Here is an 18,900-nt window from a genome sequence, read left to right on the forward strand (position 1 = left end):
CAGCTTCTACGAGGCTACAAACGCCCTACTCGGGCGAGACATCGTCGTCAGGCACCTTCGCCGGCGATTTCGACAGCGATTCGAGCACCCGCGGGACATCCGCCTCCGTCACGAGCACCTGACGTGGCTTGGAACCTTCGTATCCGGAGATCACGCCGCGGCGCTCGAGCATGTCGATGAGCCTCCCAGCTCGGGTGTAGCCGAGCCGCAAGCGACGTTGCAGCATCGAGGTCGAAGCGGTCTGCATCTCGGCGACGAGGCGGATCGCGTCCTCGAGCAGCGGGTCCTCGTCCGGATCGAACTCGTCGGGCGCTCCCTCCGCCTCCGCGGTGGACTCCTCCTCGACCTCCTCGAGCAGGTCCTCGCGCAGCTCCGGCTCGCCCTGGTCGCGCCACGCGCCCGTGATCGCCTCGATCTGCGGCTCGTCGATGTACGCGCCCTGGATCCGCTGCAGCCGCGAGGAGCCGACCGGCGAGAAGAGCATGTCGCCCATGCCGAGCAGCGCCTCGGCGCCGTTCTGGTCGAGGATCACGCGGGAGTCCGTCTGCGAGGACACCGCGAACGCGATCCGCGACGGCACGTTGGCCTTGATCATGCCGGTGATGACGTCCACGCGCGGCGACTGCGTGGCCAGCACCAGGTGGATGCCGACCGCGCGCGCCTTCTGGGCGATGCGGATGATCGAGTCCTCGACGTCGGCCGGCGCGACCATCATCAGGTCCGCGAGCTCGTCGATCACGCACAGGATGTACGGCAGCGGCGGCTGGTCCCGCGTGGCGCGGACCTTGTTGAGGTCCTTCAGCGTGCGGGTCCGTGCCAGCGCCATCGCGCCGTAGCGCTGCTCCATCTCGCGCACGAGGTTCTGCAGGGCGGTCGCGGCCTGGCGCGGTGAGGTGATCACCGGCGTCAGCAGGTGCGGGATCGAGTCGTAGTGCGTGAGCTCGACCTGCTTGGGGTCCACCAGCACCATCCGCACCTCGTGCGGGGTCGCGCGCAGCAGGATCGACGAGAGCATCGCGTTCACGCACGCGGACTTGCCCGCGCCGGTGGTGCCGGCGACGAGCAGGTGCGGCATCTTGGCCAGGTCGGCGCCGATCGCACGGCCCGCGACGTCCTTGCCGAGCCACACCGTGAGCGGCGACCAGTCCTCGGGCGGCTGCCCGTAGATGTCGCCGAGGTGCACGATCCGGCGGCGCGCGTTCGGCACCTCGATGCCGACCGCCTGCTTGCCCGGGATCGGCGCCAGGATGCGGATGTCGGCCGCGGCGAGCGCGTACGCGAGGTCGTCCTTGAGCTGGGCGACCTTGCCGACCTTGATGCCCGGCGCGAGCCGCAGCTCGTAGCGGGTGATGTGCGGGCCGGCCACCATGCCGATGACCTTGGCCTCGATCTTGAAGTGCTGGAGCGCCTCGATCAGCTGCGCGGCGACCTTCTCCTGGCCGGCCGTGTCCGGGCGCGACGCGTCCTCGGACGAGCGCTCGAGCGCGTTCGCGTCCGGCAGCTCCCAGACGAAGTCGGGCGAGTCGGTGACCTCGGAGCGGTAGCGGCCCTGCGGCGTGAGCTGCTCCGGGTCGACCGGCTTGGCGGGGCCGCGCGTGACGCCCGGCTCGTCCTGGTCCTCGGCGAGGCGCTCGAGCTCGGGCACCTCCTCGATCTCCGGCTCCGGCTCGTCGTCCTCGGGCTCCGGCTCGAACTCCATGACCGGCTCGGGCTCGGGTTCCTCGTCGGGCTCGATCAGGAGGCGCTCGGGCTCCGGCGCCGGCTCATCCTCGGGCGGCGTGTCCCAGAGCGACGAGAACTCCGGCGGCTCGTTGATCTCCGGCGTCGCCGGCGCCTTCGTGGACACCTTCACACGCGTGGAGCGCTCCAGCGTCGCCAGGTCGTCGCGGACCCGCGGGCGCGGACGCGGCCGCGGCGCGTTCTTGGCCGCCGTGCGCAGCTCACGCGTGGTCGACGACACCGAGTCGGTCGTGAACTTGACGACGCTCGCCACCGACGCGCCGGTCAGCAGCAGCACGCCCGCGATGAACAGGAACACCGCGACGATGTGCGCGCCGACCGCGCCGAACAGGGTCTCGAGCCCCCAGTCGAGGGTCTCCCCCACCATGCCGCCGCGCGTCTTGACCCACGCCGCGTCCCACCAGTCCGGACGCGCGCCCTCCGGCCCGAGGCCGAGCGTGCCCGCCGACAGCGCCAGCGTGACGGCCAGGAACAGGCAGATCGCGCCCGACCGGAACGGTCGGACGGCGGGCAGGACGGGGCGCAGCATCACGATCGCGCCCGCGGCGACGAGCGCCATCGGCACGAGGTAGTGCCCCGCGCCGAGCAGCCATTTGAGGGCTTCCACCGCCTGCGAGCCCACGCGTCCGCCCTCCCAGCCGGCGTACACGAGGAACCCGAAGAACAGGCCCAGGCCGACGAGGCCGAGGCCGATCAGGTCGAGCTGGCGCTGCTCCAGCGCGGGCAGTCCGAGTCCCGGCGCCGAGCGGCGCGCACGGGCAGCGGGCTTCTTCTTGGGCTTCTTCTTGGCGGCAGGCATCTGGCCCCGGCCCCTTCGACACAACCTCCCCGACCCCTGCCAACCCTCATGAGCAGGTAAAAGGTTGGAGCGTTTCCGCCGCCTCCCGCGTACCATCTTTAGGAATGGATGCCGCCAGCCGTCCCGTGCGCGTGCTCGTCGTCGAAGACGACGAGGAGATCGCCCAGGTTCTCCAGCGCTCGCTGCGCCTGGAGGGCTACGAGGTCAAGCTCGCCGCCGACGGCGTGCGCGGCCTCGACGAGGCTCACGCCTTCCTGCCGGACATCATCGTTCTGGACCTCGGCCTTCCGCGCCTCGACGGCATCGACGTCGCCAAGCGGCTGCGCGAGGACGGGGACGAGACGCCGATCCTCATGCTCACCGCGCGTGACGCCCTGGAGTCGCGCGTCGAGGGCCTGGACGTCGGCGCCGACGACTACCTGGTCAAGCCGTTCGAGCGCCAGGAGCTGCTGGCCCGCCTGCGCGCGCTGCTGCGCCGGCGCCCCCCGCGCGGCATGGCCCCGCTGCGCGTGGGTGACCTCACGCTCAACCCGGACACGCACGAGGTCGCGCGCGGCGACCGGCAGATCGACCTGACCCAGCGCGAGTTCGAGCTGCTCGAGTACCTGATGCGCAACGAGCGCCTCGTGATCAGCCGTCAGAAGCTGCTCGACGAGGTCTGGGGCTACGACCCGTTCTCGATCACGAACACCATCGAGGTGTTCGTGTCCAACCTCAGAAGGAAGCTCGAAGCCGGTGGCGAGCCCCGTCTCCTCCACACGGTCCGCGGCGCGGGCTACGTACTCCGCGTATAAGCGTCAACCGATCCGCTGGCGCCTCGCCGGCGGATCCGCTGCGCTCACGCTGATCATCCTGCTCGGCTTCGCCGTGATCGTCGGCACGCTCACGACGCGCGCGATCCAGGCCGACTTCAACCGCCAGGTGTCCTCGGCGGCCGACCGCCTGCAGCAGCGGCTCGAGTACACGCCCGTCGGCCGGGACGACAACGGCAACCCGCAGTTCCGCAGCAACACGGACCTGGACGCCTACACGTCCGGCAGCAACGCGGTGGTCCGCGTCGTCTACACGAACGGGGCGCGCTTCGACGGGTCCTCCAACGCGCCGAGCTTCGGCGAGCCCGCGGTCGGCGGGCGCGAGATCGACGGCTGGCGCGTCGAGACGCGCGAGCTGCGCCTGTTCCCGGGTGACTCGGCGGTGTACCTGTTCGTCTACGTGCAGTACGCGCGCCGCCTGTCCGACGTGCAGGCCACGGCCAACCGCGTGAAGGTCTTCCTCGGCCTCGGCGTGCTCGGAGGCACCGGGCTCGCGCTGCTGGCCGGCCTGGCCACGGCCCGGCGCGCGATGGAGCCGATCGCGGAGCTCACCGCCGCGGCGCGCGAGGTCGAGCGCACGCGCGACGCCTCGCTGACGATCCCCCGTCCGGAAGCCGAAGACGAGGTCGCCGAGCTGGCGACGACGCTCGAGAGCATGCTGCACGCGCTCGACGAGGCCCGTGCGGAGACCGAGCACTCGCTCGCACGCCAGCGGGAGTTCGTCGCCGACGCCTCGCACGAGCTGCGCACGCCGCTGACGTCCGTGCTGGCCAACCTGGAGCTGCTGGAAGAGACGCTGACCGGCGAGCACAAGGAGGCGGCGGCGTCGGCGTTGCGCTCGAGCAAGCGGATGCGCCGGCTGGTGGCCGACCTGCTGCTGCTCGCGCGCCAGGACGCCGGGCGCACGCCGATCCAGCACCGGCCCGTGGATCTGTCGGAGGTCGTGGCCGCCGCCGCGTCGGAGCTGGAGCCGGTCGCCGGCGACCACGACATCTCGATCACCGCCGCGCCCGGGGCCGAGGTCGAGGGCGTGCAGGACGAGCTGCACCGCCTCGTCCTGAACCTGATGGAGAACGCCCTGCGCCACACCGATCCGGGCACCGCGGTCGAGGCGTCGGTGGAGCGCCAGAACGGCCACGTGGTGCTGGCGGTCGAGGACGACGGACCGGGCATCGCGCCCGAGCTGCGCGAGAAGGTGTTCGAGCGGTTCTTCCGCGCCCACGGCGATCGCAGCGGCTCGTCCGGGCTCGGTCTAGCGATCGTCAAGGCGGTCGCCGAGAGCCACGACGGCAGCGTGTCGCTGGAACCCCCGCTCGACGGGCGCGGCGCCCGCTTCGTAGTGCGGTTCCCAGCCCTCCCCTGAACGGTCGGCAGCCCTCTCAAGCCGCGGCCCGTTTGGCCGATGCACAGAGGGACATGTCTGACACCTCATCTCAGCAGCTCGTCGTCTTCAGCCTCGGGTCCGAGGAGTACGCGCTCCCGATCGGCTCAGTCCACGAGATCATCCGCTTTTCTGAGCCCCGCTCGGTGGCTTCCGACGTGCCGTGGATCCGCGGCGTCATCGGCCTGCGCGGCAAGATCATCCCGATCTACGACCTGGCCTCGCGCATCGGCATCGACGCCGGCGACGCCGAGTTCGGCAAGATCGTGATCGTCGAGACGGGCACCGGCCAGGCCGGCGTCGTCGTCGGCGACGTCGAGGAGGTCCTCACCGTCACGGCCGAGCAGCTCGAGGCCGTGCCGTCCGCCGACCTGCAGACGATCGAGTCGATCGCCAAGATCGGCGACCGCCTGGTCATCCTGCTCAACCCGGAGGGCCTCTTCGCCGGTTCCGGCGTTGACGAGCTCGCTGCCGCGTAGTCCCTAGTCCGGTGGCCAGCCTCCCCAACACGAGTGCGCGTCCGCGAGTCGTCGTCGCCGACGACTCGCGCCTGATGCGCCGCATCCTCTCCGACGCGCTCTCTCGCCAGGGATTCGACGTGGTCGCCGGTGCGGCCAACGGCGATGAGGCGCTGGCCGCCTGCAACGAGCACCGGCCCGACGCGATGACCCTCGACCTGCACATGCCCGGCCTCGACGGCCTGGGCGTGCTGCGCGCGCTGAAGGCCGGCAAGGCCACAAGCGTCCCGGTCATCGTCGTCTCCGCGTTCTCCCCCGCCCACGGCGCCCGCGCGGTCGACGCGCTGGCCGAGGGCGCGTTCGACCTCGTCGCCAAGCCCGCGATGGGCGAGTCGATGGACGAGTTCACCAAGGAGCTCGCCCGCAAGGTCAACGACGCGGCCGACAGCGGCAAGGCCCGTGCCCGCCGGCGGCTGACGCCGCCGACGAAGCCCGCCAAGGTGACGCCGCTCGTCAACAAGCCCGCCACGCCCCGCGCGGCGGCGGCACGCCCGGCTCGCACCGGCGGCAAGAAGTTCGTGATGATCGCGTCCTCGACGGGCGGCCCGAAGGCCCTCGGCGAGCTGATCCCGAAGCTGCCGTCTCCGCTGGGCTCCGGCTCGGTCATCGTCCAGCACATGCCGCCCGGCTTCACCGCCTCGCTGGCGACCCGCCTGGACGGCACCTCGCGCCTGAGCGTGGTCGAGGCCAAGGCCGGTGACGCGGTCGACCCCAAGCGCCTCCTGCTGGCCCCCGGCGGCGCGCACCTGCGCATGGAGAACGACGGGCGCGTGCGCCTGTCCGACGACGCCCCGATGGGTGGCCTGCGCCCGCGTGCGGACCTCACGATCGAGGACGTCGCGAAGATCTACGGCTCCAACCTGCTGCTGGTCGTCCTGACCGGCATGGGCAAGGACGGCCTGGAAGGCGCGAAGGCGGTCAAGAAGGCCGGCGGTCGCATCCTGGTCGAGGCCGAGTCCACCTGCGTCGTCTACGGCATGCCGCGCGCGGTGGCCGAGGCCGGTCTCGCCGACGAGATCCTGCCGCTCAACGAACTGCCCGCCGCTATTGCCCGGGAGGCCGGCGCATGACCCCTCCGCCCCGCACGCCCCGCACCCCGCTGACGCCGCGCACGCCCACGGCGCCGCGCACGCCGCTGGCCACGCGCACGCCGATCACGCCCAAGGGCGTCGAGCGCCCCGCGCGCACGCCGCTCGCGCCGCGTCCGGCCGTCACGCGCCCCGCGGCGGCCGCCCCCGCGCGCCCGTCGGTCGGCACCGCGAGCCTCAAGAGCGACGACTTCACCGCGCTCTGCGAGCTCGTCCGCTCCCTCTGCGGCGTGGACCTGCTCCAGTACAAGCGCAACCAGATGGAGCGCCGCGTCCGCACGTGGACCGAGCGCCGCGGCACGCCGGACCTGACCGAGTACGGCAAGATCCTGCGCAAGGACTCCGAGGAGCTCGACGCCTTCCTGGACCGCGTGACGATCAACGTCTCGCACCTGTGGCGCCACGAGGACCAGTTCGAGGTCCTGCGCAACAAGATCCTCCCGGAGCTCGCCGAGCGCAAGCGCCTGAAGATCTGGAGCGCCGGCTCGTCGTACGGCGCCGAGGCGTACACCATCGCCGCGGTCTGCCGTGAGACGATCCCGAACATCCCCGTGGAGATCGTCGGCACCGACCTCGACAAGCGCATGGTCGCCCGCGCCCGGGAGGGCTACTTCACGCCCGAGGACGCGCGCACCTCGCCGAAGGCGATGCTGCAGAAGCACTTCACGCCGCGCACCGACGGTGGCTGGCAGGCCAAGCCCGAGCTCAAGCGCATGGTCCGCTTCGAAAGTGGGGACCTTCTGCGTATGGCGGTCCCGTCCGCACGGTACGACGTGGTCTTCTGCCGCAACACCGTGATCTACTTCACCGAAGAGGTCCGGGATGCGCTGCACGAGCGACTCGTGAAGGCGATGTCCCCCGGCGGCTACCTGGTCGTCGGAACGTCGGAGCGCGTCTCCGACCCAAAGGCCCTCGGCCTCACTTCCCCCTACCACTTCATCTACCAGAAGAGCTGATGGACGAGTATCTCCCGATGTTCCTGGCCGAGGGGCGCGAGCACCTGCAGGAGCTCAACCTCGCGGTCGTCCAGATCGAGGAGACGCCTGACGACCAGGCGACCGTCGACGAGATCTTCCGCATCGCCCATTCCATGAAGGGGATGAGCGCGACGATGGGCTTCGGCAAGATGGCGGCGCTCACGCACGAGATGGAAGACGTCTTCGAGCTGCTGCGTCAGCGCCAGGGCGGCCTCTCACGGATCGCCATCGACGTCCTCTTCCAGTGCCTGGACGCGCTGTCCGCGGCGGTCGAGTCGATCGACGAGACCGGTTCGGAGAACATCGAGCCGCAGGCGCTGATCGAGAGCCTGCAGGGCCTGGTGCGCGAGCGCACGCCCGAGCAGGAGGCCGAGCGGGTCGGCGTCACGCCGCCCGCCTCGGACCTGAGCGAGCTGGCCGACGGCCGCCGCGTGATCCAGATCTCCGCGCGCCTGGACGACGACGTGTCGATGCCGGCCGTGCGGGCCTACATGGTCCTGTCGGTGATCGCCGGCTACGGCGAGACGCTCAAGTGCAACCCGTCGCCCGAGGACGTCGAGACCTTCGACGGCCGCGACGTGGACGCCTGGGTGGTCTCCGAGCGCGCCGACACCGAGATCCAGGACGCGGTCGCCTCCGTGCCCGAGGTGGCCGAGGTCCACGTGTTCGAGGCCGCCGCCGACGCCGCCCTGGACGCGCCGGACGAGGTCGCCGAGCCGGTCACGGCGCCCCCGGCGCCGCCGGTCGAGGCGCTGGCGCCCGACGTGCCCGCCGGCGAGGCGCCCGCCGCGCCCGAGGCCGCTCCGGCCGCCCCCGCGGCGCCGGCGAAGGCCGACAAGCCGCAGGAGAAGAAGGCCCACGGCGGCTCCTCCACGGTCCGCGTGGACGCGGAGCGCCTGGACCAGCTCATGCACTTCATGGGTGAGCTCGTCCTGCACCGCACGCAGGTCGAGGCGCTCATCCAGCAGGCCGACGTGCCGGGTCTCTCGCAGGCCATGCAGAACCTGACGCGCACGTCGCACGCCCTGCAGTCGATGGTCATGCAGGTCCGGATGATCCCGGTGGAAGCCGTCTTCCTGCGCTTCCCGCGGCTCGTGCGCGACCTCTCGACCAAGCTCGGCAAGCAGGTCGACCTGCAGCTCGTGGGCAAGGACACCGAGCTCGACCGCACCGTGGTCGACGCGCTCGGCGACCCGCTCGTGCACCTCGTGCGCAACTCGCTCGACCACGGCCTCGAGGGCCCGGAAGAGCGGGTCGCGGCCGGCAAGCCCGCCCAGGGCATCCTCGAGATCTCCGCCCGCCACGCCGGCGGCAACGTGATCATCACGGTCGCCGACGACGGACGTGGCATCAACGCCCGCAAGGTGGCCGAGAAGGCCGCCGAGAAGGGCCTGATCGACCCGCTGAGCGTCGACTCGATCGACATGGCACGCGCCGTCGAGCTGCTCTTCACCCCCGGCTTCTCCACGGCCGAGGTCACCAGCGACATCTCCGGCCGCGGCGTCGGCATGGACGCCGTCCGGGCCGCCATCCGCGGGCTCGGCGGCGAGGTCATCATGACCTCCGAGCCGGGCAAGGGCACGAGCTCCCAGATCCGCCTGCCGCTGACGCTGGCGATCATGGCCGCGCTGATCGTCGAGGCCGACAACCGCCCGTTCGCGATCCCGCTGGACCGCATCGAGCGCACCGTCCGCGTCGCCGACCACGCCGTCCGCTCCGTCGCCGGCCGCAAGATGCTGGTGCTCTCCGACGGCGTGCTGCCGGTCGTGGACGCCTCCGAGCACTACGGCGGGCCGACGAACCCCGACGCCGAGTACGCCGTCGTCGTCCGTGGCAACGGTGACCGCTTCGCGTTGACCGTCAGCCGCATGATCGGCCAGCACGAGCTGGTCACCCGCCCGCTGCCGCCCGAGGTCTCGGACGGCGCCGCTCTCTCGGGCGCCGCGGTGCTGTCCGACGGCCAGATCGCCCTCATCATCGACTGCGACGCCGTCGTCGACGTCCCCGTCTCCGCCTGAGCCTAGAAAGGACGCACGTTGACCCGCTACACGGATACCCAGCTCGACGCCCTGCGCGAGTTGGCCAACATCGGCTCGGGCACGGCCTCGACCGCGCTCTCGGGCATGCTCGGCAAGAGCGTCGACATCTCGGTGCCGAACGCCTTCGTCCTGCCGATGGCCGAGGCCGTCGGCTCGATCGGCGACCCGGAGTCCGACTCCACGGGCGTCGTCCTGGGCATCGTCGGAGAGATGCCGGGCTCGGTGCTGCTGCTCTTCACGCCCAAGGACGCCGAGCTGATGTGCGGCCTGCTGGGCGTCGAGGCCGGGAGCGAGTACGGCATCTCCGCGCTGATGGAGATCGGCAACATCGTCGGCGCGTCGTACATCAACGCGCTCGGCCAGATGATCGGCATGGAGCTCGAGCCGACACCGCCCGCCGCGGCGACGGACATGCTGGGCGCGATCGTGCAGTCCGTGCTCGCCGAGCGCGCCGGCGCCGGTGACGTCGCGCTGCTGCTGGACTCGGACCTCGTCGTCGAGGGCGAGGACTGCTCGGTGTCGTTCCTGCTGGTCCCCGACCAGGGCGGCGTCGAGCAGATGCTCGAGCGCCTGGGCGTCTAGCCGATGGCCGAGACGATGGTCAGGATGGGCGAGCTCGCCACCTCGGCCGTCGCCGGTGATGTACTCGTGTCCCTCGGGCTGGGCTCCTGCATCGGTCTCGCGCTGCTGGACCGGCGACTCGGCGTCGCGGGGCTCGCGCACGTCGTGCTGCCGTCCTCCGGCGGCAATGCGCCCCTGGGCTCGTGGAAGTTCGCGGACTACGCCGTCCCCGAATTGGTCGATCGGGTGGTAAAGCTCGGCGCTCGCCGGCCGATGCTTGAGGCAGTGCTTGTCGGTGGTGCCAGCATGTTCGCCGTGTCAAAGTCCTCGCTCGAGGTTGGGCAGCGCAATGAAGCCGCTGTGCGTGAGCTGCTGCGCGAGCAGCACATCAACGTGATCGCCAAGGAGACCGGTGGGTCCCGTGGGCGCACGATCCGCGTCTACGTCGGGTCGAACAAGGTCACCGTCAAAGAAGCCGGCGGCACCGAGAAGCCGCTGATCGCGGGCGCCTCCGTGGTGGCCGCATGACCGGCGCCGGCGGACCCGTCCTCAGCGAAGACGCGATCGCGGCGCTCGTCGACGCCGCGCGCGACGGCCGCCTGCCGGAGGACAAGCCGACCCCGCAGCGGCGTCGCCGCATGCGCGCGGTCGACTTCACGCGCCCGACGAAGTTCACCGCCGAGCAGGAGCGCCGCCTGGGCCGCACGCTCGAGGCGTTCTGCCGCACGGCGTCCACGCGCCTGTCGGCCGAGCTGCGCGTCCCGCTCGAGTTCGAGCTGCTGACCTCCTCCCAGCTGACGTGGGCGAACGCCCACTCGCAGGTGCCGTCCTCGTCGACGGCCGCGATCTTCAACGTCGAGCCGATCGGCACCAAGATGCTGCTCTCCACGGAGAGCTCGCTGCTGCTCGGGGCGATCGAGCTGCTGCTCGGCGGGTCGATCGACGGCGGCGTCAAGGACCGCCGGATGACGGACATCGACCAGGCGCTGGGCCGGCACTTCTTCGAGCGCCTGCTCGCGCAGCTGACGCTGATCTGGACCGACGTCGCCGGGCTGGAGCTGCAGCTGGAGACCGTCGACCAGCACCTGGAGACCGCGCAGATGGTCTCGGTGTCCGAGCCGACGCTGTCGATGATGCTCGAGGCGCGCCTCGGCGGCATCTCCGCGACGCTGGCGCTGCTGATCCCGTGGTCGGCGATCGCGCCGGTGGCCGACCGCTTCGGCTCGCGCGAGGACTCCAACGGCCCCCGCAGCGAGGACGAGGCGTCGTCCGTCCGCCAGGCCGTCGGCACGGTTGAGATGATGGTCCGCGCCGAGGTCGCCTCGGTGATGATGCCGATCGAGTCCGTGCTGGCCCTCAAGGAGGGCGACCTGCTCCGCCTGAACTCACCCGCCGCCGCGGGCATCACGCTGTATGCCGACCAGGTGCCCGTGCACACGGGCCGCCCGGGGCGCAGCGGGAGCCGCCGCGCCGTGCAGGTCACCAACAACATCGCCAAGGGCAAGGGTCCGCGATGAGCTCGACCGAGGCCCTGACGAAGCTCGGAGAGTCGACCGGCGAGGCCTGCCTCAGCGTGCTCGAGATGTTCGCCGCGGACAAGGTGTCCGTCGGCGAGGTCACCACCTTCGAGGAGACCAAGGGCGCCTTCGCGGGCACGCCCGTCCCGTGCGTGGCGATGTCGGTCTCGTACGTGGACGGCGTCACGGGCGGCAACGTCTTCCTGATCACGCTCGACGGCGCGCGCAACCTCGCCGCCTCGATGATGGGCATGGATGAGCCCGAGGACCCGGACGCCGAGGAGCTGTCCGAGCTCGAGCTGTCCGCCGTGTCCGAGGCGATGAACCAGATGATGGCCTCGGCCGCCGCCGCGACGTCCGTCGTGCTCGGCAACGAGGTCGAGATCGGCACGCCGGACACCAAGACGTTCACCGCGGGCGACGACATCGCCGCCTCCTACGCCAAGACGCCGTACGCCGTCCGGATCGCGATGTCGATCTGCGGCGAGCCGGCGCGGCTCGTCCAGCTCGTCCCCAACGCGTTCGTCGTGCGCATGTCCAGCGCGCTCGACGACATCGGCGCGGACATCTCCGGCACGGTGCCGGACCCACCGACCGCGGCCGGGACCGGCCCGCGCGGGTCGACCGTCGCCAAGCCGTCCCTGTCGGGCATCCCGGTCCGGGTCTGGGCCGAGCTCGGGCGGGCGCGGATGCCTTCGGCGCAGATCGTCGGCCTCCCCGCCGGGGCGGTCGTCGAGCTGGACCGGATGGCCGACGACGCGATCGACCTGTACGTGAACGGAACACGCTTCGCCACCGGCCGTCTGGTAGTGGTGGACGGGACGGACTGGGCCGTGCGCATCGAGCACGTGCTCGACAATGCCAACGACAGTGATTCTGGAATGGAGGTGGCCGGATGGCCCGAATCCTGGTAGTCGACGATGCCGCCTTCATGCGGAAGATGGTCTCTGACGCGCTGACCAAGGGCGGCCATGAGGTCGTCGGTGAAGCCGGCAACGGCGTGGAGGCGCTCGAGCGCTTCCAAGAGCTCAAGCCCGAGCTCACGACGCTCGACATCACGATGCCCGAGAAGGACGGCCTCGCCGCGCTGAAGGAGATCATCGAGCTGGACCCCAGCGCCCGGGTGATCATGTGCTCGGCGCTCGGGCAGGAGTCCAAGGTGCTCGAGTCCATCAAGCTCGGTGCCCGCGACTTCGTCGTCAAGCCGTTCAAGCCCGAGCGCGTGCTCGAGGCCGTCGGCAAGGCCTTGGCCTAGCCACGCCCGTTGGGGTAGACGAGGGTGGTGCACACCATCCTCGTCCCTGGCCTGCTCTGCTCCCCCCGCCTCTACGCGCCGGTCCTGCCCGCCGTGTGGCGCTTCGGCGCCGCCACGGTCGCCGACACGCGTCGTGACGCGACCATCGCCGGGATGGCCGCCCGTCTCCTGGCCGACGCGCCGGAGCGATTCGCGCTGGTCGGCCTGAGCATGGGCGGCTACGTGGCGCTCGAGGTCATGCGCCAGGCGCCCGAGCGCGTCGTTGCGCTGGCGCTGATGAGCACCTCCGCGCGCCCGGACGCGCCGGAGCAGACCGCGGCGCGCCGCGAGCAGATCGCCCTGGCGCGGTCCGGACGCTTCGAGGCGCTGGTCGACGCCGCGTTCCCGCGGCTCGTCGCCCCCGACCGGGCCGACGACGCCGGGCTGCTCGCGACGACGCGGGCCATGGCCGCCGACGTCGGTCACGACGTCTACGTCCGCCAGCAGGAGGCGATCATCGGCCGCGCCGACGCACGCCCGCTGCTGGCGACGATCACCTGCCCGGCGCTGGTCGTCCACGGGACGGCCGACCAGCTGATCGCGCCCGGGCACGGCGAGGAGCTCGCCGCGGGCATCCCCGGAGCCCGCTACGAGCCGCTGGAGGGCTGCGGGCACTCGTCGTCGCTGGAGCGGCCCGAGGCGTGCGCGGCGGCCCTGGGCGCGCTGCTGGAGCTTGTAGCCGCCTGAGACCTCGATCACCTCGCCCGTGACCCACGCGAGGTCGTCGGAGACGAGGGCGGCGATGGCCTTGCCGATGTCGTCGCCCTCACCCAGGCGCCCGAGCGTCGTCTCGGCCACGATCGGCGGGATGAACTCCGGGTAGGCGTCGATGCCGCCGTCACCCAGGTTCGTGCGCGTGGGGCCCGGGGCCACCGCGTTGACGCGGATGCCACGCGGGGCGAGCTCCTTCGCCAGGTACCGCGTGAGCATGTCCAGGCCGCCCTTCATGGCCGCGTACGCGGCGTAGCCCTCGGTGGTCACGCCCGGGCGTGTCGAGCTGCTGCTGGTGTTGACGATCGCGCCGCGGTCGCTCAGCAGCGGCAGCAGCGCCTGCGTGAGGAAGAACGGGCCCTTGAGGAGCACGCGGTGGTAGCGCTCGTAGGCCTCGTCGGTGGTGGTCGCGAACGGCGACGGACCGCCGATGCCGGCGTTGTTGACCAGGTAGTCGAACGAGTCGCGGCCCCAGTGCTCGGCGAGCGCGGCGCGGACGCGGTCGGTGAAGGCCGGGAAGCTCGTCGTGTCGGCGACGTCGAGCGGCAGCGACACGAAGTCGGCGGGGCTGCGGTGGTGGGTCGTGATCACCCCGACGCCGCGATCGTGGAGCTGCTGGGCGGTTGCGCGGCCAATGCCTGATCCTGCGCCGGTCACGAGAGCGATCTTGGTCATGCGTGTAGTGTCTGTCGCGTGGCCGCCACAGTGGGAGAACAGAACTCGCCGATCCATGCACATTCCTGCTTGGATGAGCTGCGAGCGCTGATCGCGCGGCACGCGCGGCCCGACGAGACGACCGCGATCGACGGCGTGCTGCTCTCGGTCACGGCCGAGGCCGGCGAGCCACGCGCGTCGACCACCGGCACGGTGTTCGCGCTGATCGCGCAGGGCTCCAAGCGGCTCGCGCTGGGTGAGCGCACGTTCGACTACGGGCCCGGGCAGTACCTGGTCGCCTCGGTCGACCTACCGATCACCGGCCACTACACCGAGGCACCGGCGCTCGGGTTCGGGTTGGTGCTGCGCCCGTCGGTGATCGCGCAGCTGCTGCTCGACGGCGCCGCGGCCGGCCCGCCGCCCGCGGGCCTCGGCGTGGCGGACGCGCCGCCAGAGCTCCTCGACGCGGTCGTGCGGATGGTCCGGCTGCTCGACCATCCCGCCGACCAGGCCGTGCTCGCGCCGATGCTCGAGCGCGAGATCCTCTGGCGGCTGATCAACGGTCCGCTGGGCGCCGGCGTCCGCCAGATCGGCATGACGGACTCGAGCCTCACCCACATCGGCCGCGCCGTGCGCGCGATCACGTCCGAGCCCGCGCGGTCGTTCCGCGTCGAGGAGCTCGCGCGGACGTGCGGCATGAGCGTCTCGGCCTTCCACCGCGGCTTCCAAGCGGTCACCGCGCTCAGCCCGATCCAGTTCCAGAAGCAGCTGCGGCTCCGGCAGGCGCGGCTGCTGCTGCTCAGCGGCGCCGACGACGTCGCCACGGTCGCGTTCCGCGTCGGCTACGACAGCGCGTCGCAGTTCAGCCGCGAGTACCGGCGCGAGTTCGGGCTGCCGCCGGGCCGTGACGCGGCGCGACTACGGGCGGTCGCCGCGTAGCGCACGGCCGTCGAGCAGGCAGACGCCGGTCGGCGCCCAGTGCGTGGCCTGCGGGCCGTCACCGGCGGTCATGTCCTCGGCCACGGCGGCGCCGACCGACAGCCCGACCGCGAACACGGCGGCGGCGAACCCGGTGGCGATGACGCGGAGCCTGGACCTCACCCTCCGGATGATCGGCGCGCCCTGAGGCCGCTTGAGCGACCGTCAGCGCGCGACGCGGCGGCTGAACACGAGCACGCAGACGTCGTCGTCGCCCTGGCGGCCGTCGTCGAGGGCCAGCGCCAGCGCCTCCGGGGTCGCCTCCCGCGCGACCGCGGCCAGCAGCCGGTCCAGCCCGACGTCGATGCTCTCCCCGCGGCGCTCGACGAGGCCGTCGGTGTAGAGCACCAGCTGCCCGCCGGGTGGCAGGTGCAGCGTGTCCTCCATCCGCGGCATGGCGTCGACCTCGATCCCGAGCGGCGTCGAGCGCGCACCCATGAACAGCTGCGGCTCGCCGCCCGCCGAGACCACCACCGGCGGGAGATGCCCGGCCACCGACAGCGTCACGGCCCCCGAGTCGGGCTCGACCTCGGCGTACACGAGCGTGGCGAACCGGGCGGTCGGGACCTGCTCGACGAACGTGTCCAGGTAGCGGACCACCTCCAGCGGCCCCACCCCCGTGACCGCGAGCGCGCGGACGGCGCTGCGGAGCTGGCCCATCGCCGTCGCCGCCATCAGCCCGCGGCCGACGACGTCCCCGACGACGACGCCGACGCGGCCGTTCGGCAGCGCGAACGCGTCGTGCCAGTCCCCACCCACCTCGAGCTGGGAGACGGCCGGGTGGTAGAGCGCGGCGACGTTGAAGCGCTCGTCGCGCGGCGGCTCGTCGGCCAGCAGGCTCTGCTGCAGCGTGTGCGAGATCGCGCTGGTCTGCTCGTGCCGGCGCTCGAGCGCGCGGCGGGCGGCGCGTTCACGGTCGCGCGCCAGGCGCAGCTCGCGCTCGTAGGCGCGGCGCTCGCGCACGTCGAGCACCGTCGTGCGCACGAGCTGCGGCTCGCCCGCCTCGTCGGTCACGAGCACCGAGTTCACGAGCACCGGGAGCCGCTGGCGGTCCGCGGTGACGATGTCCATGGCGATCTCCCGGACGCTGCCCTGCATCCGCAGCAGCGGCGCGTAGTGCGTCTCGTGGTAGATCCGGCCGCCCGGGCTGAGCAGGTCCTGGAACCGGCGGACGTTGACCAGGTTCTCGCGGTTGAAGCCGGTCCAGCGCAGGAACGTCTCGTTGACGCGCACGATCCGGCCGTCCGGCGCGGTCGACAGGTAGCCGCACGGGGCGTTCTCGTACAGGTCCTCGGCGCTCGGGTCCGCGAAGCTCATCGCGGCGGCGTCAGAGGAAGGCCCGGATGGCGTCGATCGTCTCCTGCGGCGCGCTCAGGTTCGGGCAGTGGCCGGTGGCCGCCATCCGCACGAGCACGGAGCCCGGGATCTGCGCGTGCACGTAGTCGCCGACGGGCGTCGGCGCGATCACGTCGTCGCTGCACTGGAGCACGAGCGTCGGGACGTCCACGTCGTCGAGGTCCGCCCGGTTGTCGGACAGGAACGTCACGCGCGCGAAACGGGCCGCGATCTCCGGGTCCATGCGGCAGAAGCTGCTGGTCAGCTCCTCCCCCAGCTCCGGGCGGTCGGGGTTGGCCATGATGACCGGGGCCATCGCACTCGACCAGCCGAGGAAGTTGCTGTCCATGGAGTCGAGCAATTCCGCAATGTCCTCCTGCTGAAACCCTCCGACGTAGCCGTCGTCGTCCAGGTAGCGGGGGGACGGTCCGATCAGGACGAGCGTGCCGATCGCGTCCGGGGCGCGCTTCGCCGCGAGGACGCCGATCATCGCGCTCACGGAGTGGCCGACGAACACGGCGTCGGAGAGGTCCAGCGCGCGGCAGATCTCGACCACGTCGTCGGCGTACCCGGCGAGGGTGCCGTACCGCTCGGGGTCATAGGCCCCCGGGTCCGAGCCGCCCGCGCCCACGTGGTCGAACAGCACGATCCGGTGGTCGGCCGCGAACGCCGGCGCGACGAAGCGCCACATGTTCTGGTCGCAGCCGAAGCCGTGCGCGAAGAGGATCGGCCGCGCATCCGATTGTCCACCGACATGGACGTTGTTGCGTTCGAGAACGCTCAAGCCGCCTGGAGTTTAAGAACCCCGGCCGCTTGGGCGCCAAAGTGTACGCATGCTGACACTTTAGGTTCTCTGGACATTCATCCGATTTGGATTACTTCGTCCAGCCCGCATTATGTGTCCAGTCGAAGGGAACACACCTCAAGGTCTCGGAAACGGCGTTGCAGCGCCATTTTCGAGCGGGAAAGGAGCCTGTCATGGGTTGGAAGATGTAATCCACGACCAGCTTTGCGAGCGAGCGCCTCAGTGGCGCTCGTTCTCTTTAACGGCCAGTTCGTCGCATCCCTTGATCGAACGAACGTCTACGCCGCCGCAAGCCTGGGCTGGGCGTAGTCCGCGACGCGCTTCTCGAAGGCCAGCTCGGCCTCGAAGTCGACCTCGTCGGTGTGGCTGAAGGCCACGCCCTTCTCGAGGATCATCCGCTCGAAGACGTCGACCACCGCGGGGTCCAGCTGCGTGCCCGCCACCCGACGCAGCTCCGCGAGCGCCGCCTCCGAGCTGACGGGGCGGCGGTAGGAGTCGCGCGAGGTCATGACGTCGTAGGTGTCGGCGACGGACAGGATGCGCGCGCCGAGCGGGATGTCCTCGCCTGCGATGCCGGCCGGGTAGCCGCCGCCGGCGAAGCGCTCGTGATGGTGCAGGACGATCTCGGCCACCGGACCGTAGCCCTCGATGCGCTCGACGAGCTTGGCGCCCTGCTCCGGATGGAGCTTGATCAGCTGCCACTCCTCGTCGGTCAGCTTGCGGTTCGCGAACAGCACGGAGTCCGGGAGGATGAACTTGCCGATGTCGTGCAGCAGCGCCGCGGTGTGGATGAGGTCCTGCTCGCGCGCGTCGAGGCCCAGCATCGCTGCCACCTCGCGCGAGTAGCGGGCCACTGCCGCCGAGTGGCGGGCCGTCATCGCATCGCGCATCGACAGCGTCTGCAGCACCGTCGAGAGCAGGCCCATCTGCAGCGACGCGAGCTCGCGCGTCCGCTGCTCGAGCTCTTCGCCGCGCTCGTCCGCCGCGATGCTCGTGCGGACGATGTACAGGAACACGAACAGGACGACCGCGGCCAGCGCGATCGAGCCGATGCCCAGATAGGCGTAGGTGAAGGCGACGCTGGCGGTCAGCAGCGCCGTCGCGAACTCCGAGGGCAGCGCGGTGACGAACGAGCGCAGCATCAGCCGCGGCGGGACGTCGTAGGCGAACCAGCTTCCCGCCGCGACCATGGCGAAGTTCAGCGCGTTGGCCAGCAGGAACGTCGTGAGGACGACGGCGCCGAACCACAGCGCCTCGCTGCCGCCGACCTCGAAGTCGCCGGCCAGCGCACGGATCGTCAGCCCGCCCACGAGCGGGAAGACCGCGAAGGTGGCGAGGTTCGTGATCGTGCGATCGATCGACCGGCGGGAGATCACCGCGTCGACGACCGAGCACGCGACGCCCATCACCGCCGCGGGCGCGGGGCCGAGGAGCGCCATCGCCAGCACGAGCGCGAGGAACGAGCCCGAGAGCCGCAGGCCCCGGAGCTCGAAGCTCAGCATCTCGCTGCCGGCCGCGAGGACGAACAGCAATCCGAACAGCGACAGCGACTGCCAGTCATCGGCGCGGCTCACCAGCGCAGCACCCGCCAGCGCGCACGCGAGTAGCGTGGCCGAGACAAGGGACAAGGTGACCTGGCGCCGAGGCATCCACTCACCCTCATCGGCACCACTCGGAAATTCCGAAGGCAA

18 protein-coding genes and 1 pseudogene are annotated in these 18,900 nt (G+C 71.3%); 13 read left to right on the forward strand and 6 right to left on the reverse strand.

Features of this window, described 5'->3' with window-relative positions; genetic code table 11:
- Positions 1-25: 25 nt before the first annotated feature.
- Positions 26-2,539, reverse strand: a complete 2,514-nt coding sequence (locus C8N24_RS27105; protein ID WP_121256042.1) for an FtsK/SpoIIIE family DNA translocase — start codon at positions 2,537-2,539, stop codon at positions 26-28.
- Between the two features lie 104 nt (positions 2,540-2,643).
- Between C8N24_RS27105 and C8N24_RS27110 the strand changes: the two genes are divergently transcribed.
- Genes C8N24_RS27110 through C8N24_RS27165 form a run of 12 tightly spaced genes read left to right on the forward strand, consistent with a single transcriptional unit; the run spans position 2,644 to position 13,413 of the window.
- A complete protein-coding gene (locus tag C8N24_RS27110) occupies positions 2,644-3,333 on the forward strand; it encodes a response regulator transcription factor (protein ID WP_211340160.1) in 690 nt (229 codons plus the stop codon).
- Positions 3,275-4,714 (forward strand): sensor histidine kinase, encoded by a 1,440-nt coding sequence (locus C8N24_RS27115; RefSeq protein ID WP_121256046.1) that lies wholly within the window; start codon positions 3,275-3,277, stop codon positions 4,712-4,714. The genes C8N24_RS27110 and C8N24_RS27115 overlap by 59 nt, the downstream gene beginning before the upstream one ends.
- Before the next feature lie 53 nt (positions 4,715-4,767).
- The gene (locus C8N24_RS27120; protein WP_121256048.1) at positions 4,768-5,211 is read left to right on the forward strand and encodes a chemotaxis protein CheW; all 444 of its coding nucleotides are present in this window, start codon (positions 4,768-4,770) and stop codon (positions 5,209-5,211) included.
- An 11-nt stretch (positions 5,212-5,222) separates the two neighbouring features.
- Entirely contained in the window at positions 5,223-6,320 is a 1,098-nt protein-coding gene (gene cheB, locus C8N24_RS27125; protein WP_121256051.1) for a chemotaxis-specific protein-glutamate methyltransferase CheB, read from the forward strand.
- Complete coding sequence (locus C8N24_RS27130) at positions 6,317-7,294, forward strand: CheR family methyltransferase (RefSeq protein WP_121256053.1); 978 nt, start codon at positions 6,317-6,319, stop codon at positions 7,292-7,294. The genes cheB and C8N24_RS27130 overlap by 4 nt, the downstream gene beginning before the upstream one ends.
- The gene (locus C8N24_RS27135; RefSeq protein WP_121256055.1) at positions 7,294-9,333 is read left to right on the forward strand and encodes a chemotaxis protein CheA; all 2,040 of its coding nucleotides are present in this window, start codon (positions 7,294-7,296) and stop codon (positions 9,331-9,333) included. The genes C8N24_RS27130 and C8N24_RS27135 overlap by 1 nt, the downstream gene beginning before the upstream one ends.
- 18 nt (positions 9,334-9,351) lie before the next feature.
- Complete coding sequence (locus C8N24_RS27140) at positions 9,352-9,936, forward strand: chemotaxis protein CheC (protein ID WP_121256057.1); 585 nt, start codon at positions 9,352-9,354, stop codon at positions 9,934-9,936.
- Between the two features lie 24 nt (positions 9,937-9,960).
- Positions 9,961-10,443, forward strand: a complete 483-nt coding sequence (locus C8N24_RS27145) for a chemotaxis protein CheD (protein ID WP_211340161.1) — start codon at positions 9,961-9,963, stop codon at positions 10,441-10,443.
- Positions 10,440-11,432: a flagellar motor switch protein FliM gene (locus C8N24_RS27150; RefSeq protein WP_121256061.1), complete on the forward strand. Its 993-nt coding sequence runs from the start codon at positions 10,440-10,442 to the stop codon at positions 11,430-11,432. Before C8N24_RS27145 ends, C8N24_RS27150 begins: the two co-directional genes overlap by 4 nt.
- Positions 11,429-12,346: a FliM/FliN family flagellar motor switch protein gene (locus C8N24_RS27155; protein ID WP_121256063.1), complete on the forward strand. Its 918-nt coding sequence runs from the start codon at positions 11,429-11,431 to the stop codon at positions 12,344-12,346. Before C8N24_RS27150 ends, C8N24_RS27155 begins: the two co-directional genes overlap by 4 nt.
- Positions 12,328-12,687, forward strand: coding sequence for a response regulator (locus tag C8N24_RS27160; RefSeq protein WP_121256065.1), 360 nt, complete (start codon positions 12,328-12,330; stop codon positions 12,685-12,687). The genes C8N24_RS27155 and C8N24_RS27160 overlap by 19 nt, the downstream gene beginning before the upstream one ends.
- Positions 12,688-12,714: 27 nt before the next feature.
- A complete protein-coding gene (locus C8N24_RS27165) occupies positions 12,715-13,413 on the forward strand; it encodes an alpha/beta fold hydrolase (RefSeq protein WP_211340162.1) in 699 nt (232 codons plus the stop codon).
- Between the two features lie 48 nt (positions 13,414-13,461).
- Here the strand turns inward: C8N24_RS27165 and C8N24_RS35630 are convergent.
- Positions 13,462-14,175: pseudogene (locus C8N24_RS35630) on the reverse strand (SDR family NAD(P)-dependent oxidoreductase); the annotation flags it as partial.
- Positions 14,176-14,181: 6 nt separating this feature from the next.
- Between C8N24_RS35630 and C8N24_RS27175 the strand changes: the two are divergent.
- Positions 14,182-15,030 carry an AraC family transcriptional regulator gene (locus C8N24_RS27175; protein ID WP_121256073.1) on the forward strand — a complete coding sequence of 283 codons (849 nt, stop codon included), beginning with the start codon at positions 14,182-14,184 and terminating at the stop codon, positions 15,028-15,030.
- Here C8N24_RS27175 and C8N24_RS27180 read toward each other — a convergent pair.
- From C8N24_RS27180 to C8N24_RS27195, 4 genes are all read right to left on the reverse strand, one after another.
- On the reverse strand, positions 15,010-15,192 hold the full coding sequence (locus C8N24_RS27180) for a hypothetical protein (protein ID WP_121256075.1): 183 nt from the start codon (positions 15,190-15,192) through the stop codon (positions 15,010-15,012). The genes C8N24_RS27175 and C8N24_RS27180 overlap by 21 nt on opposite strands.
- A gap of 42 nt (positions 15,193-15,234) precedes the next feature.
- Positions 15,235-16,386, reverse strand: a complete 1,152-nt coding sequence (locus C8N24_RS27185; RefSeq protein WP_121256077.1) for a SpoIIE family protein phosphatase — start codon at positions 16,384-16,386, stop codon at positions 15,235-15,237.
- A 10-nt stretch (positions 16,387-16,396) separates the two neighbouring features.
- Positions 16,397-17,188 (reverse strand): alpha/beta fold hydrolase, encoded by a 792-nt coding sequence (locus C8N24_RS27190; RefSeq protein WP_121256079.1) that lies wholly within the window; start codon positions 17,186-17,188, stop codon positions 16,397-16,399.
- Positions 17,189-17,487: 299 nt separating this feature from the next.
- Positions 17,488-18,783 (reverse strand): HD-GYP domain-containing protein, encoded by a 1,296-nt coding sequence (locus tag C8N24_RS27195; protein ID WP_170179458.1) that lies wholly within the window; start codon positions 18,781-18,783, stop codon positions 17,488-17,490.
- Positions 18,784-18,900: the final 117 nt, after the last annotated feature.

Source organism: Solirubrobacter pauli, from assembly GCF_003633755.1.
Classification (GTDB): Bacteria; Actinomycetota; Thermoleophilia; order Solirubrobacterales; family Solirubrobacteraceae; genus Solirubrobacter; species Solirubrobacter pauli.

Bases quoted from the DNA above. Each gene is read 5' to 3' on its own strand.
- C8N24_RS27105 (WP_121256042.1), bottom strand. From the start codon at position 2,539: ATGCCTGCCGCCAAGAAGAAGCCCAAGAAGAAGCCCGCTGCCCGTGCG.
- C8N24_RS27110 (WP_211340160.1), top strand. From the start codon at position 2,644: ATGGATGCCGCCAGCCGTCCCGTGCGCGTGCTCGTCGTCGAAGACGAC.
- C8N24_RS27120 (WP_121256048.1), top strand. From the start codon at position 4,768: ATGTCTGACACCTCATCTCAGCAGCTCGTCGTCTTCAGCCTCGGGTCC.
- C8N24_RS27130 (WP_121256053.1), top strand. From the start codon at position 6,317: ATGACCCCTCCGCCCCGCACGCCCCGCACCCCGCTGACGCCGCGCACG.
- C8N24_RS27135 (WP_121256055.1), top strand. From the start codon at position 7,294: ATGGACGAGTATCTCCCGATGTTCCTGGCCGAGGGGCGCGAGCACCTG.
- C8N24_RS27145 (WP_211340161.1), top strand. From the start codon at position 9,961: ATGGGCGAGCTCGCCACCTCGGCCGTCGCCGGTGATGTACTCGTGTCC.
- C8N24_RS27150 (WP_121256061.1), top strand. From the start codon at position 10,440: ATGACCGGCGCCGGCGGACCCGTCCTCAGCGAAGACGCGATCGCGGCG.
- C8N24_RS27155 (WP_121256063.1), top strand. From the start codon at position 11,429: ATGAGCTCGACCGAGGCCCTGACGAAGCTCGGAGAGTCGACCGGCGAG.
- C8N24_RS27160 (WP_121256065.1), top strand. From the start codon at position 12,328: ATGGCCCGAATCCTGGTAGTCGACGATGCCGCCTTCATGCGGAAGATG.
- C8N24_RS27185 (WP_121256077.1), bottom strand. From the start codon at position 16,386: ATGAGCTTCGCGGACCCGAGCGCCGAGGACCTGTACGAGAACGCCCCG.